The following is a 15,537-nucleotide window of genomic DNA, read 5'->3' as shown; positions in this document are numbered from 1 at the left end:
TCATCGGAGGTCAATGGTTTGCCGTGTTGCGTTTGGATGCCGTTCTCAGTGCCGGTGCTCGTGATCGGGGTGCGACGGGTCGCCGGGGTGCTCGTGCCCCGGCGCGTAGGTCACGTCGGCCCGGGCCCGGTCCAGCCAGTCGAAGAACGCGCGGTGACCCGCCGCCCGGCGCAGCTCGGCCGTGATGCCGGCACGGGCCTTCCGGTACGGCACGAAGTCCGCGTCCGTGGCGCCGCCGAAGGGGTTCACCCCGCGTCTGAGCGCCTCCGGGGTGAGGTAGCGGTCCCGGTTGCGGTCGTAGTAGTCCCGCACCGCCTCCTCGGGCACGGGGTGCTCACGCTGCAACTCGGCCAGCAGGGCCCGGGCCGCGGGGGAGTGCGCGAGGGCGGCGGCGACGATGCTGCCGAGGTCCGCCACATCGGACTCGGCCACCCGCAGCAGCAGGGCCGGTGACACCTCGCAGGGGGGTTCCAGGCCCCGGTCGGCGCAGGCCCGGCGGGCCAGTTCGTCGGTGACGACCACTTGGGTCGCCCAGCGGCGGCGTTGTCGTTCGGCCCGTGCCAGGGACTCGGGGCGGGTCTCCCGGTCACGGGGCGGGACGGCTCTCAACAGGGCATCCACCCGTGCCTTCGAGATCCCCTCGCCCCGCACCGCGGCGGCATCCTGTTCCGTCACGGCGTCACCTCCAGCTCCACCGCCTCCGTATAGGCGACACAGCCGTGCCATCCGACCTTTGCCATCAGCCAGTACGAACCCGGCGGGACCGCCGAGCCGTCCACCTCGACCGCGTACTCCAGCCGCTCCCCGGCGGGCACGGTGAACCCCTGGAGTCCCGGCCGGACCCCCGGCCAGGTCCCCCAGGACGAGACCGCCCACACCTGCCCGCTGACCGCCCCGAGCGTGGTGTTGCGCAGACTCACCGGCACCCGGACGCGCTCACCCCGCCGTACGGTGACCCGCTCGGCGCCCAGGGCGCACACCAGCGTCGGCCCCGCCGGCGGCCCGCCGGGCACGTCCAGGGCCACCACGTCCTCGTACGTCTGCCCGCCGTACGACAGCCGGGCCGCGAGCCAGTGTCTGCCGGGCCCGGCGTCCGGGGGCGGGGTCACCGTGACCTCGGCGAGGGAGAAGCCGCCGGGGCCCAGCGCGTAGGGGAGTTCGGCGGGCTCGGCCCGCCAGCCCGGCGGCACCTCGAAGGTCACCGTGCCCGAGACCGGGGCGTCGGTGAGTTCCGAGGCGATCCGGACGCCGGCCGTCACCGGGCCGGAGGCGGTGAGGACGGTGGGGGAGACGTACACGGTCACCGGCATGTTGCCGCGCGGCGCGGGGCCGGAGTTGTGCAGCCAGTACCGGGTGTGGATGGGTTGGGCGGGCTCCCGGGCGGCGACGCCGGGAGCAGGGGAGACAGGCGCCGCCTCCGCCGCCGTGGCCAGCACGGTCGCCACCTCGAAGCCGTTCAGACCGACGTCCAGGACACCCTGCGCGTCCGGCACCAGCGGCTCCCCGGGCGTCTCCAGTACGTCGGCACGTGTGCCGCCGGTCCAGCCGAACACCCCGCGGACGCGCGCCCGCACCGGGCGTCCGTTCACCTCGTGCACCCGGACCACGATCCCGCGTCCCGGGTCGGGCCGTGCCACGCTGCCCCGGGCCAGCGGCGACCCGGCCGGCTTGAGGGCGTCGAGCAGGACCTCTCCCGCGGGCTCCAGCTCCAGCAGCGTGCCCTTGCGGGGCAGCAGGGGGTCCGCGGCCCCGCCCTCGGCCCCGGTGCGCAGACGGGCGGTGAGCGGGTGGTTGAACTCATGCCCGCGGGCGGGCAGTTCGCCATCCCGCCAGTCGCCCTCGCCCGCGACGACGGCGTACTCGAAGGTGTGGGACCAGCGCTGGAGCTGGAACGCGGAGCCGTCGGGGGCGGTGCGCCGGGGCGGGGCGACCCAGATGCCGGAGGGCCAGCCCGTGCAGGAGCGCATCAGGGACATGCAGAGGTCGCCGGCGGAGGTGACCACGCAGCCCGGCGTGCCCCGGTTGAGGACGGCGAAGCTCCGCCCGTCCCAGGCGTCGCCGGGCGGCAGTGCCTCGCCGCCGCCCGCCGCGGTGGCCGTCACGGTGAAGTCGTCGAGGTCGGCGACGAGCGCGTCGACCGCCTTGGTGCCGTCCCCGGTGTCCGCGACCACGAGCAGCGGCAGCCGCTCCAGGTCCCGCAGATCGGCCCCCGGCACCCACTCCTCGCGCAGCGAGGCACGCGGCGCCACCCACACCGCCGCCGCGCCCGACGCGGCCAACTGGCGCCGCAGTTCGCGCCCGGCGGCCGGGTCCATGGCGAGGGCCTCGGCGACCACGGAGTTGCGCTCGGGGCCGCCGACGGCGATCCGCAGGTCGGGCAGGTTGGAGTCGACCTCCAGGTCGCCGTAGCGGGGGCCGCCGGCGACGGTCGAGGTCGCGGTGACCCCGGCACGGACCAGCGCCGCCGCGAGCGGCGCCCCCAGCGCACCGGCCGCGTCCCAGTCGGCGTACACCAACTCGGCCACGCCGACGGCCCGTCGGCCGAGCAGGACACCGGAGTCGTCGTGCACCGCTACCCGCGCGGTGGACCCCAGCCCGAACCAGGTGTTGGCCGGGTTGTCGAGCGTCCACGGGAACCGCTCGCTGTCCACCTCCACGAACCCGAAGCCGCGCCCGATCACCGCGTCGGCCACCTCGTGCACCGGCAGCCCGCCCCGCACGTCGGACGGCCAGCGCACCCGGATCAGCCGGTCGGCGCCGTCGTAGCCGTCGACGGTCGTCGAGACGTCGAGCCGGTCGACGCCCTTCCACAGGGTCAGCCGCTGGGTGTACCGGAAGAGGCCGAGGTCGGCGCGGACGGTGATGCGCTGCCCGGCCGCGGAGTGCTCAACCTCGACATCGGCCGGGACGGCCCCGCTGCGGGCGGCGGTCGTGCCCGTCGGGGTGAGATGCCAGGGGCCCTCGCCGAAGCGCGGGTGCCTCGGGTACTCCTCCTGGACGACGATCTCGTTGCCGATGTCACCGGCGCGCAGCAGCTCCCGGCCGCCCTGGCGCAGGCTGCTGACGCCGCCGCCGCGCGAGGGGTCGACGGTCACCTCGTAGAACTCGTTGCGGATCGTCGCCCCCGCGCCGGGCGTCCATCCGCCGACCGAACCCGCGGCGAGCGGCAGTGCCTTGAGCCCCAGCCCCGGCACCTCCCCGACGACGACCCGGAGTCCGCCGTCCTCCTCCCGCACGGCGGGCAGCGGCAGACCCGTGTCGTCGAGGGGGACCGCCCCGGGGTCGGGGACGGACAGCACGTCCCGGCGCTCCCGGGTGGCCGCGTTGAAGACGACCAGGTCGTCCGGTGAGCCGGGGAGCCGGGCGACCCGGCGGGCCAGCGCGTCCGTCGCGTCGGCGTGCACGGCCTCCGCCAGGTCGGCCAGCTCCCGCCAGCCGGTGAGCAGGTCGATGTAGACCTGGTCCGACTCCGAGCCGGTGATCGCGTCGTGATGGGCGCCGTAGACCAGCTGCCGCCACGCCTTGTCCAGCGCCGCGTCCGGGTAGGGGTGCCCGGTGACGAGGGAGGCGAGGGTCGCCCAGGCCTCCGCGTCGGCGAGGAGGGTCTCGCCGTACCGCTGGGCCTGCTTGGTGTCGATGTAGGAGACGTCCTTGCCGGTGTAGACCGGGTTCATGTCCCGGGTCTGCGGCGAGGGCCTGCGCCCCTCCGCCTCCAACTCGGCCCGTACGGCGGCGAAGAAGTCGCGCGGGATCGCGCTGACGAACCGCGGCCAGACGTACCGGGCGTTCCAGTCCCGGTGGATGCCCATCACCCACCGGCACGGCGGCGCGTAGTCCCCACCCACCGGAAGCAGCACGTTGCGCGTGAGCGCGACCTTCTTCAGACCCCGGAACAGCTTGAAGGCGGCCTGTTCTGCTTCCGGCAGGGTGGGAGCGTTGTCGATGGCCCAACCGGCGCCGTAGTGGTTGACCATGTAGGCGGTGAGGATGCCGCGCCCCGAGGGGGCGATCCAGTCGAACTCCGCCGGGAACTGCATGCGTCGGGGATCGCGGGGCTCCTCGCCGAAGACGGAGAGGGCCGGCCCCCACTGGTGGAACGGGCCGCGCGCCCAGGAGCTCGACGTGATGCCCGCGTCCGCCATCAGACCGGGGAACTGCGGGTCGTGCCCGAACGCGTCCAACTGCCAGGCGGTCTCGGGGGAGGCCCCCATGATCCCGCGCTGGTACCCGTCGCCGTACAGCGCGTTGCGTACGGTCGCCTCGGCGCCGGTGAGGTTGGTGTTGGGCTCGTTGTAGGTGCCGCCCATGATCTCGACGCGGCCGGTGCGGATCAGCTCGCGGAGGAAGGCGCGCTCCTCCGGGAAGGCGTCCCAGTAGGGCTTGAGGTAGTCGACCTCCGCGAGCACGAAGGTGTACGCCGGGTCGCGCCGGGCGAGATCGCAGTGCGCCCGCACCAGGCTCATGCCCGACTGGCCGCGGGAGTCGAAGGTGCGGGCCGGCAGGCCGGTGGCGGCCGGGTCGTCGGCGACGTCCCAGGTCTCGGTGTAGGCGGCCTGGGTGTTCCACCAGACGGGGTCGTAGTGGAAGTGGCTGACCATGAACATGGTCCAGCCGGGCTCGGCGGCGGTGAACGGCGCGGTGCGCCGGGCGGCCTCGGAGCCGTCGGCCGCGGTCACCGTGATGTGCTCGCCGTCGCCGGTCACGGGTATCTCGGCGCGTACGGTCCCGTCCTCGCCCACGGTGACCAGGGTCTCCCCGACGCTCCGCACGCCCGGGCCCTCGGCGGTGAGGCGGACCTGGCGGCCCGGGACGTGCTCGATCTCGGCGGCCACCACCTGGTACGGCTGCTCGGGGGTGCCGACGAAAAGCTCGGTCGACTCGACAGAGGTGACGCGCATGGGTCTCCTACGAGAGTGCTCGGCGGAGTCCCATCCTGGCACCGTGGAGATGGTTCAAACAACCATCTACGCGTGTTCTCGGTGAATCATCTATGCAATATCACTGTGGTCGGCCCGTGCTCGGCGCTGCGGGTCAGCGGGTGCGCCGCCCCTTCGCCGAGTGCTGCGGCACGATGTGGTCGGTCAGTGCCAGCGAGGCGCTCGCGCGCTGGTAGGAGAGCTGGGCGACCCGGACGTAGAGGCAGTCGAGCAGCACCAGGACGGAGTGCCGGCCGCCGATGCCGGTGAGGAAGTTGGTCTCCGAGGCCGAGGAGACGAGCCGGATGTCGGCCGCCCTGGCGAGCGGTGAGCGCGGGTCGGAGGTGATCGCCACGGTGGTCGCGCCGCGCTCCTTGGCCAGCTCGAACGGTTCGATGGTCTCCCGGGTGGCCCCCGAGTGCGAGATGCCGAGGGCGACGTCCGCCGGGGTGAGCAGGGCGGCGGAGGTGGCCGCGCCGTGCACCTCGGTCCAGCCGCGCACCGAGCAGCCGATGCGGAACAGCCGGGTCTCGGTCTCCAGCGCCACCGCGCCGCTGCCGCCGACGCCGTAGAGGTCGATCCGGCGGGCCCGCGCCATCGCCTGCGCGGCGCGCTCGATCGCGTCGAGGTCGATCCGGTCGATGGTCTGCTGCACCGCGCGCAGATCCGCGTTGCCCACGACCTGCACGACCCGCTCCAAGGAGTCGTCGGGGGAGATGTCCGGGCCGATCTCGGCGGTGCCCCAGTCCGAGACCTGGCCGCGGCCGCGTTCCTGGGCCAGCTCGATCAGCAGGTGCTGGTAGGAGTCGAGGCCGATGGCCCGGCAGAAGCGGGTCACCGTCGCCTGGGAGGTGCCGGTGCGGCGGCCCAGCTCGGCGGCCGAACAGTGGGTGACGGCGGCCGGATCCTCCAGGATCAGCTCGCCGACCTTGCGCAGGGAACCGGCCAGCCGGGGCAGCTCGGTCCGGATCAGTGTGGTGACGTCCGTCGGGGGCATGGTGAGAAGGTACCAGCCACCGCCCGAACCCCCCTTTGAATACCAGGACCGGATCACGGTGATTGAACCCGACCGCCGCCGTGTGATTTATTGATTCATCGATGGAGATATACAGGGTGGTTCAATCCATCAGTGGGGAGTGAGTGTCACGTGTCCGCCGAGTCCGTCAGCGCCCAGGGCTTCGCCCAGCAGAGCCTTGCCGTCCTTCAGCAGCTCACCCGGTCCGCCCGCGACGACGTGGCCCGCGCCGCCGGGCTCATCGCCGACTGCGTCCGCGCGGACGGCGTGATCCAGGCCTTCGGCACCGGCCACTCCCAGGCCATGGTCCTCGAAGTGGCGGGCCGGGCGGGCGGCCTGGTCCCCACCAACCGCATCCAGATCGCCGACCTCGTCCTGTACGGCGGCGACGACCCCGGCGTGCTCGACGACCCGCTCCTGGAACGCAGCCCCGGCGTCGCCGCCCGCCTCTACGACCTCGCGGCGCCCCGCCCCGAGGACCTCTTCGTCATCGTCTCCAACTCGGGCGTGAACAACGTCATCGTCGAGATGGCCCTCCACGCCAAGGAGCACGGCCACAAGATCCTGGCCCTCACCTCCCTCACCCACACCCGCGCCGTCCCGGCCGGCCACGCGAGCGGCAAAAAGCTCGTCGACCTGGCCGACGTCGTCCTGGACAACGCGGCCCCGCGCGGGGACGCGCTGCTGGAGCTGCCGGGTGGGGGTGCGGTGTGCGCGTTGTCGACGCTGACCGGGGTGATGCTGGTGCAGATGGCGGTGGCGGAGGCCACGGCGCAGATGCTGGCCGCGGGAGAGCGTCCGCCGGTGTACGTGTCCGCCAATGTGCCGGGCGGCTTCGAGGGGAACCTGGAACTGGAGAAGCGGTACGCCGGACGGATCCGGCGTACCGCGAGTTGATCACTCCACCGGTACGGGAGTCAGGGCTGTGGCGAGGGGATAGGCGCCGGTCGTGAAGGCCGTGCCGGTCTGACCTGTTCCGGTGTCGACCGGCACCAGCGCGTTGCCGTCGGCCGTCGTGACGTACGCCGTCGTGCCGCTCCAGTCCAGGCCCACGTCGAAGGCCGACCTGCCGACCGTGATCCTCTTGCCGGGCGCTCCGGTCACGGTGTCCACCGGCGTGACGTAGTCGCCGTTGCTCGGGCTGACCCACAGGGTCCGGCCGTCCGGTGACAGCGCGAGCCCGTACGCCTGGCCGGTGACGAGCAGGGTCGGCTCGGTGTCGTTCGTCGCCGTGTCGATGGGCGTGACGGTCGACCCGCCGGAGTCGGACACGTACACCGTCCTCCCGTCCGGCGCCGCGACCACGTTGAAGGGCCGGGGCCCGACGGGGATCGCGGTACCGGCCTTCCGCGTGGCGAGGTCGACCGGGCTGACCGTGTTGTCGTGGATGGCCGCCACGTACAGGGTCCTGCCGTCCGGCGTGATCGCCATGTTCTCCGGCCCGTCGCCCACCGGCACGGGCGGGCCCGCGGTGAGCGTGCCGGTGTCCACCGGCTGCACCGTGCCGTCCGCGTAGTCGGCGACCCACAGCGTCCCGCCGTCCGGCGTCAGCGCCAGCCCGGCCGGTACCCGTCCCACGGCCACCGTGGCGGTGACGGTGCCGCTCGCCACGTCGATCACACTGACCGTGTTCGAGCCCTGGTTGGCGGCATAGGCGGTACGCCCGTCGGAACTGACCACGACCTCGCCCGGGTTGGCGCCGACGGCGATGTCCTTCGTCGCGCCGGACCCGAGATCGACGGAACTGACCGACGCGCCGCTGAAGTTGGCGGTCAGCGCCTTCAGGCTCCCGCGGCCGTCGGTGACCTGGACCGGAAGGGCCCGGCCGAGGACGCCGGTCCCCGACACGAGCACCGAGTGCACGCCCTCGCCCACGCCGGTCAGCGTGACGGAGACCGAGGCGCTGCCCCCGGCCGGTACGGTCGCCGTGCCCTCGGCCGGGGAGGCGGTGACGCCGTCCGGTACGTCGAGCTTCCAGTCGACCGTCCTGGCGGAGGCGTCGGCGAAGCGCAGGGTGACCGTCGCGGTGGCGCCGGGCTTCAGGGACAGCGAGGACGGGGAGAACGTGGCGTCCACCCCGGGGTCGGGCGCGGACTCCAGCATCGTCGTGTAGAGGAACTGGTCCATCACGCCCGGCGAGACCTGCTCCGGGACGGCGTCCAACTCCTTGCGCTGGGCGCGCAGTCGGTTCCAGTACGTCGACACGGCCTCGTCGTCACCGGCCTTGTGGGCCAGCAGCAGGTCGACCGCCGTCCGCCCCGCCGCGCCGTAGCGGCCGACCTTGTCCAGCCAGGCCGAGGTCTCGCTCAGGAAACCGGGGTTGGCGAGCCGGGCGCGCAACTCGGCGGGTGTCGCGGCCATGTCGGTGAAGTACGAGCGGAGTGCGGCGGCGGCCCGGCCGAGCCCGCTGTCGTCCTCGTACGCCGTGCGGAACGCGGCGATGAGCCCGGTCAGGGTCGGGGACTCGGTCGCGTCCAGCGGGGAGGAGTAGTTGTTCTCGGCGAAGATCAGCAGGCTCGCCCGCAGCGTGGAGGGCGCGGGCGGTGCCCCCGTCGTGGCGCCGCCGGAGCCGGCCAGATCCCGGACCGAGGCGAGGAAAGCGGCCCGCGGATCGTAGACGTCGGGGTTCCAGAGCCAGGCAGCCGACGTGAACAGGGCCAGCTTGCTCGCCTCGCCCTGGACCATCGGGTTGGCGGTCACACCGATCGCCCCGGTCCCCGGGCGCGCCACGCCGGGTTCCCGGCCGGTGTACGGGCCGAGGAGGAGGCGGCTGGTGACGTAGTCGTTGACGGGGTAGTTGTCCCAGATCAGGATCGGGTGCCCGAACACCCGGCGGGCCTCAGCCACTTGGGCGGCGGTGATGGTCGGTGCGATCACGCCGACGCCGGTCCACTCCACGACCACGGACGGGTCCAGCTTCTCGCGCAGGGCCGTCTTGTAGGGGGTGTCGGCGAGGTCGGAGTACTCGGTGGGGACCATCTCCAGTGGTTCCAGGCCGGGGTGGCCGGCCGAGAAGCCGTCCCACGCCGTGTTGAGCAGATGCGCCTGGGCCGCGCCCGCCGCGCCGCCGCCCGTACCGAACTCCGCCTCGTCCTCCGCGCAGTTCCACTTGGTGTAGCTGATGTCGTCCAGCGGGACCGCGAAGGAGCGCACCCCGATGGCGTACAGCGAGTCGAACTTGCGGGTGAGGGCGGCGATGTCGGCGGCGGAGGAGTAGCAGACCGACAGGCCGGGGGAGAGGGCGTAGGTGAAGCGGACGTGGTTCGCGGCAGCCCGGTCGGCCAGCTCCTTCAGCCGGGCGAGTCCGGCCGCCGGGTACGCGTCGCGCCACTGGGCGCGCAGATACGGGTCGTCCTTGGGGGAGTAGACGTACACGTTCTGCTTGGTCCGGCCGTAGAAGTCGAGTTGGCGCAGGCGCTCGGCATGGGTCCAGGGGGTGCCGTAGAAGCCCTCGACCACGCCGCGCAGCGCGGCGGTGGGCCAGTCGCGGATCGTGACCTGCGGCAACTCGCGCTGTCCGGCGAGGAGTTGGCGCAGGGTCTGGGCGGCGTAGAAGGTGCCCGTGGCGTCGGAGCCGGCCAGGGCGAGGAGGGTGCGGCCGTGGGTACGGCCGGAGGCGAGGGCGTAACCGCCGGAGGGGAGGCCGTGCGGGGAGCGGGCGCCCAGGCGCTTCAGGACCCCGGTGGTGCCGGGGCCGTCGAGGTAGACCGTCAAGGCGGCCGACGGAGCCGGCTTGTCGGCCGTCACGATGCGGTCGGCGCCGGCGGCGCGCAGGGCGGACTCGACGACCCTGCGGGCCGCGGGGTCCGTGTCCGGGCCGACGACCTCCACGACCCGGTCGGGGACCGTGAACCGGGAGGGTCCCGACTGCATGCTCTGGGGCTGCGGCCACACCACGGGCTGCGCCGGGGCGGCCGACGCGGTGGCGGTCAGGGACGGAGTGGTGGTGAGACCGGCGGCCATCAGCAGCACGGCGGCCACCCTCGCTGATCTCGTCGAGCGTCTACGAAAGGTGAATTCATCCACCGAGTGAGTGTATGAATGTCGATTCAAGCATTCAATGGTGGAGTCGTCGGCAATCTTGACGGCCTGGATGTTACCGGTAACATTTCCTGTCGTGCTGCGAGAGACCCGTGTAGTCGAAGCCCCGGTGTTCAGCCCGGCCGCCGTCGTCGCCTCGTGCGCCGGCTTCGTGCTGATCGGCGTGCTCCAAGCCCTGTACGGGCCGGCGATCCCCGCCCTGCGTGAGGAGTTCGGGCTGTCCCCGTCGGCCGCCGGGCTGGGGCTGAGCGCGCATTTCGTCGGCGGGGTGGGCGGCGTGCTGCTGTTCGACCGGTGGTACGGGGCGGTCGGCAACCGGCGCATCCTCGGGGCCTCCTATCTGCTCATGGCCGTGGGCGCGGCGGGCTTCGCGCTCGCCCCCGAGTGGCCCCTCGCGCTCGCCGCCGCCCTGCTGGCCGGGCTCGGCTTCGGCGGCATCGACTACGGCCTCAACCAGCTCTTCGCCGTCGGCTTCGGCCACCGCTCGACGGCCATGCTGAACATCCTCAACGCCCACTTCGGCATCGGCGCGATCCTCGGCCCGGCCCTGATCGGCGCGGTCGGCGCCGCGCACTACCCCGCGGTCTTCCTGGTGTTCGCGCTGGTCAACCTGCCGTTGCTGCTGTGCCTCAAGGGCGTGCGCAACCAGGCCCCGCAGCCGTCCGAGGGGGCCCACGACTCCGGCGGCATCCGCACCCGCAGCCTCGCCTCCGTGCTCGGCGTCTTCGTCGCGCTCTACGTCCTGCACGTCGGCATCGAGGCCGGGGTCGGCGGCTGGGAACCCACCCACCTGGAGACCGTCGGCTACGGCGCCGGAGCCGCCGCCACCGCCACGTCCGTCTACTGGCTGATGATGACCGTGGGCCGGTTCCTGGCCGCCCCGATCGCCCTGAGGTACTCGCCCCAGACCATCATCAGCGTCTCCTGCTCCGGCATGACGGTCTGTCTGATGCTGGCCTCCGTGAGCGAGTTGGCGCCGTACGCCTATGCCGGCGTCGGCCTCTTCATCGCACCCGTCTTCCCCACCGGCCTGCCCTGGCTGCACAAGGCCGCCCCCACCGCCCGGCGCGCCGGAGCCCTGGTCATCGCCGCCTCCATGGTCGGCGGAGTGGTGGCCGGACCGGCGCTCGGCAAGGCCATCGAGTGGTCCGGCGTCGAGGCCGTACCGCTGCTTCTCGGGGGTGTCTCGGCACTGTGCCTGGCCGCGACCCTCTGGCTCGTCCGCAGTACCCGATCCTCCTCCCGCTGAAAGGAAGACCCCGCATGTCCGCGCTCACGACCACGTCCGACGGATTCCTGCTGCACGGCGAGCCGTTCCGCATCGTCTCCGGTGCCATGCACTACTTCCGCGTCCACCCCGACCAGTGGGCCGACCGGCTGCGCAAGGCCCGGCTGATGGGCCTCAACACCGTCGAGACGTACGTCCCGTGGAACGCCCACCAGCCGCATCCGGACGGCGAGTTGGTGCTCGACGGCATCCTCGACCTGCCCCGCTACCTGGCCCTCGCCCGCGACGAGGGACTCCATGTGCTGCTGCGCCCCGGCCCGTTCATCTGCGCCGAGTGGGACGGCGGCGGTCTGCCCGGCTGGCTCACCTCGGACACCGACATCGCGCTGCGCAGCTCCGACCCCCGCTTCACCGCTGCGATCGACCGCTACCTCGACCTGCTCCTGCCCCCGCTGCTCCCGCACATGGCGGCACGCGGCGGCGCCGTCATCGCCGTCCAGGTCGAGAACGAGTACGGGGCCTACGGCGACGACACCGCCTACCTCAAACACCTCGAACAGGGCTTCCGGGACCGAGGGGTCGAGGAACTCCTCTTCACGTGCGACCAGGTCAACCAGGAGCACCTGACCGCCGGCAGCCTGCCCGGCGTCCTCACCACCGGCACCTTCGGCGGCAAGGTCGACGCCGCCCTGGCCGAACTGCGCGCCCACCGGCCCGAAGGCCCGCTGATGTGCGCGGAGTTCTGGGTCGGCTGGTTCGACCACTGGGGCGGCCCGCACCACACCCGCAGCGCCGCCGACGCCGCCGCCGACCTCGACCGGCTGCTGTCCGCGGGCGCCTCCGTCAACCTCTACATGTTCCACGGCGGCACCAACTTCGGCTTCCACAACGGCGCCAACCACCACCACACCTACGAGCCCACCGTCACGTCCTACGACTACGACGCCCCGCTCACCGAGTCCGGCGACCCCGGCCCCAAGTACCACGCCTTCCGCGAGGTCATCGCCCGCCACGCCCCCGTGCCGGATGAGCCGGTCCCGGCGCCGGCACCGAAACTCGCGCCCCGCACCGTCGAGTTGGACCACCGCGCCCCGCTGCTGCCGCACGCGGGCGCCCTCGCCGCACCCGTGCGCACCGAGACCCCGGCGACGATGGACGCACTCGGCCTCGCCGCCGGATACGCCCTCTACCGGACCACCCTCCCCGCGGCGGGCCACGGCCTGCTGCACTTCGCGGGCGGAGTCGGCGACCGCGCGCAGGTCCTCGTCGACGGCGCCCCCGTCGGCGTCCTCGAACGCGAACGCCACGACGAGACCCTGCCGGTCCTCGTGCCGCGCCCCGGCGCGACACTGGAGGTGCTCGTGGAGAACATGGGCGGCGTCAACTACGGCCCCCGCATCGGCACCCCCAAGGGCCTGCTCGGCCCGGTCTCCTTCAACGGCACCGCCCTGCACGGCTGGGACTGCCACCCGCTGTCCCTGGCCGACCCGACCGCCGTGCCCTTCGAGCCGTCCGGCACGTCCACCGCCTTCGAACCGGCCTTCCACCGGGGCACCTTCGAGGTCGCCGAACCCGCCGACGCCTTCCTCGCGCTGCCCGGCTGGACCAAGGGCCAGGCCTGGATCAACGGCTTCCACCTCGGCCGCTACTGGAACCGCGGCCCCCAGCACACCCTGTACGTCCCCGCACCGGTCCTGCGCGCCGGCATCAACGAGCTGATCCTGCTCGAACTGCACGCCACCACCGCCACCCGCGCCCAGCTGACCGATACCCCCGACCTCGGACCGGTGAACCCCTGATGCCGCACCACCACCTGCGCGTCCCCGACACGACCGCGCCCCCGCTCACCGGCCACCTGCCGTTCGCCGACGCGCCCGGCGTCCCCGACCCCGTCGAGGTCACCAGCCGCTGCCTCACCCGCGGCGGCCGCCCCTGGTTCCCGGTCTCCGGCGAGTTCCACTACACCCGCTACCCGGCCGCCGAGTGGGAGGAGGAACTGCTCAAGATGAAGGCGGCCGGCGTGACGGTCGTCGCGAGCTACCTCATCTGGATCCACCACGAGGAGACCGAGGGCCGCATCCGCTTCGACGGCGACCGCGACCTGCGCCGCTTCGTCCAACTGTGCGCCCGCCACGGTCTGGACTTCATCCCGAGGATCGGCCCCTGGGTGCACGCCGAGGTCCGCAACGGCGGCCTGCCCGACTGGGTCCTGGCCCGCGACTGCGCCCCCCGCACCGACGACCCGGCCTACCTGGCGGCCGTGCGCCCCTGGTACGCGGCGATCGCCGACCAGCTCCGCGGCCTCGACCGCGCCCACGGCGGCCCGATCGTCGCCGTCCAGATCGAGAACGAGCTCTACGACCAGCCCGGCCACCTGCTGACCCTGAAGCGGATGGCGCAGGAGGCCGGCCTGAGCGCCCCGCTGTGGACGTCCACCGCCTGGGGCGGTGTCCAGCTCCCGCCCGACGAACTGCTGCCCCTCTACGGCGGCTACACCGACACCTTCTGGACCGAGGCCGACGGCGGCTGGCCCGACACCTGCCGCAAGCACTTCTTCTTCACCCACCAGCGCGACGACGAGGGCATCGGCGCGGACCTGCGGCCGGTGACCGCCGTCCGCGGCAGCGCCCCGGACGCCTTCGCGGACCGATTCCCCTGGGCCACCTGCGAGTTGGGCGGCGGCATGGCGGTCTCCTACCACCGGCGCCCACGGGTCGACGCCGCCGACATCGCCGCCCTCGGGCTCACCAAGATCGGGTGCGGGTCGGTGTGGCAGGGGTACTACATGTTCCACGGCGGCACGAACCCGGTGGGGGAGGCGTCGACCCTCCAGGAGTCCCACGCCACCGGATACCCGAACGACCTGCCGGTGCTGACGTACGACTTCCAGGCCCCGCTCGGCGAGTACGGGCAGTACCGGCCGTCGTACGACGAACTGCGGCTCCAGCACCTGATGCTGGCGGACTTCGGCCATCTGATCGCGCCGATGGAGTCCGTGCTGCCGGCGGAGCTGCCGCGTGGGCAGGACGACCGGGAGACGCTGCGGTGGGCGGTGCGCGGCGACGGGACGTCGGGGTTCCTGTTCGTCAACAACCACCAGCCGCACGAGCCGTTGCCGGATCATCCGGAGACGTCGTTCGGTGTCGCCTTCGGGGACGAGGAGCTGAGCTTCCCGTCGGTGCCGGTGACGGTGCCGTCGGGCGCCTCGTTCTGCTGGCCGTTGCGGCTGGACGTGGGCGGGGTGCGGGTGGAGTGGGCCACCGCGCAGCCGGTGTGCACGGTGGCGGACGGTGGCCGAACCGTGCTGGTGCTGGCCGCGGTTGACGGCATCGATCCAGAACTCGCGCTGAGCGGCGTGGCTTCCCTCTCGGCTCCGTCCGGGGAGGTCTCGCACGGGGAGGGACGCGCGCTGGTCACCGGACTGCGGGCCGGTACGGACGCGCTCGTCGAGGTGGAGACCGTGGGCGGGGGGCGGGTGGGGCTGCTGGTGCTGGATGCGGCTACCGCTCGTACCGCCTACCGGGGCGTGCTGTGGGGCGCCGAGCGGCTGGTGCTGGCGGACGGCGGGGTCGTGTTCGACCGCGGTGAGGTGCGGGTGCACAGTGCCGTGGAGCGGCCGTCGATCGCCGTGTTTCCGACGGGTCGGCCCGGTGGCGTGCCGGACGGGGTGTTCGGACGGTACGTGCTGGAGGGGGAGCCCGCCGCAGAGGTGGGGGAGGCCTCGGTCCGTCCCGTCCGGGCCGCCGGGCCCGCCCCTGAGCCGGTCACCGGGGTCATGGGACGGGCGAGTGCGCCTGCGGAGAAGTGGTTCGAGACGGCGGCGGCGGAGTACGTCGTCTCGCTGCCGGATGCGGTGCCGCGGGGGACGTTGCTGCGGATTCACTGGGCCGGGGACGTGGGGCGGGCGTATGTGGGGGAGGTCCTCGTCGCCGACCAGTTCTTCTCGGGGCGGGTGTGGGACATCGGCCTCGATCGGCTGCCGGCCGGGGAGTTGCGGGTGCGCGCGCTCGGCGGGGACGAGGGGGCCGCTGTGTACGTGGCGGAAGGGAGTCGGAGTGCTGCGGTCATCGAGCGGGTGGAGTTGGTGACCGTTCGCCGCTGGGCTGTGAGGTGAGGCGGGGTGAGGTGAGGCGGGGTGAGGTGAGGGTGAGGCGGGGCGGGGCGGGGTGAGGTGAGGCGGGGTGAGGTGAGGGTGAGGCGGGGCGGGGTGAGGTGAGGTGAGGTGGGGTGAGGTGAGGGTGAGGCGGGGCGGGGTGAGGTGAGGCGGGGTGAGGCGGGGTGAGTGTCGGGTGCGGCCGCGTCGTGGCTGGTCGCGCAGTTCCCCGCGCCCCTTCAGC

The 15,537-nt window shown here is 73.1% G+C and carries 8 protein-coding genes; 4 read left to right on the top strand and 4 right to left on the bottom strand.

Annotation, left to right across the window (positions count from 1 at the left end):
* Positions 1-45: 45 nt before the first annotated feature.
* From DI272_RS12170 to DI272_RS12160, 3 genes are all read right to left on the bottom strand, one after another.
* Positions 46-675 carry a malonyl CoA-ACP transacylase gene (locus DI272_RS12170; protein WP_109495383.1) on the bottom strand — a complete coding sequence of 210 codons (630 nt, stop codon included), beginning with the start codon at positions 673-675 and terminating at the stop codon, positions 46-48.
* Positions 672-4,898: an NEW3 domain-containing protein gene (locus DI272_RS12165; protein ID WP_109495382.1), complete on the bottom strand. Its 4,227-nt coding sequence runs from the start codon at positions 4,896-4,898 to the stop codon at positions 672-674. Before DI272_RS12165 ends, DI272_RS12170 begins: the two co-directional genes overlap by 4 nt.
* A 133-nt stretch (positions 4,899-5,031) precedes the next feature.
* Positions 5,032-5,913 (bottom strand): MurR/RpiR family transcriptional regulator, encoded by an 882-nt coding sequence (locus tag DI272_RS12160; RefSeq protein ID WP_109495381.1) that lies wholly within the window; start codon positions 5,911-5,913, stop codon positions 5,032-5,034.
* Between the two features lie 150 nt (positions 5,914-6,063).
* Here DI272_RS12160 and DI272_RS12155 point away from each other — a divergent pair, with 150 nt between their 5' ends.
* On the top strand, positions 6,064-6,828 hold the full coding sequence (locus DI272_RS12155) for a sugar isomerase domain-containing protein (protein ID WP_109495380.1): 765 nt from the start codon (positions 6,064-6,066) through the stop codon (positions 6,826-6,828).
* On the opposite strand, the gene DI272_RS12150 is transcribed toward DI272_RS12155, so the two are convergent.
* A complete protein-coding gene (locus DI272_RS12150; protein ID WP_109500805.1) occupies positions 6,829-9,894 on the bottom strand; it encodes a beta-N-acetylglucosaminidase domain-containing protein in 3,066 nt (1,021 codons plus the stop codon).
* Positions 9,895-10,048: 154 nt separating this feature from the next.
* On the opposite strand from DI272_RS12150, the gene DI272_RS12145 reads away from it, so the two are divergent.
* Genes DI272_RS12145 through DI272_RS12135 form a run of 3 tightly spaced genes read left to right on the top strand, consistent with a single transcriptional unit; the run spans position 10,049 to position 15,314 of the window.
* Positions 10,049-11,221 (top strand): sugar MFS transporter, encoded by a 1,173-nt coding sequence (locus DI272_RS12145; RefSeq protein WP_258314532.1) that lies wholly within the window; start codon positions 10,049-10,051, stop codon positions 11,219-11,221.
* A gap of 14 nt (positions 11,222-11,235) precedes the next feature.
* Entirely contained in the window at positions 11,236-12,999 is a 1,764-nt protein-coding gene (locus DI272_RS12140) for a beta-galactosidase family protein (protein WP_109495378.1), read from the top strand.
* Positions 12,999-15,314 carry a beta-galactosidase gene (locus DI272_RS12135; RefSeq protein WP_181387167.1) on the top strand — a complete coding sequence of 772 codons (2,316 nt, stop codon included), beginning with the start codon at positions 12,999-13,001 and terminating at the stop codon, positions 15,312-15,314. Before DI272_RS12140 ends, DI272_RS12135 begins: the two co-directional genes overlap by 1 nt.
* The last annotated feature ends 223 nt before the right edge of the window (positions 15,315-15,537 follow it).

It is taken from the genome of Streptomyces sp. Act143, from assembly GCF_003143935.1.
Taxonomy (GTDB): Bacteria; Actinomycetota; Actinomycetes; order Streptomycetales; family Streptomycetaceae; genus Streptomyces.
The sequence above is the reverse complement of the archived record's forward strand: the minus strand, read 5'-3'. Positions and strand labels throughout refer to the sequence as shown.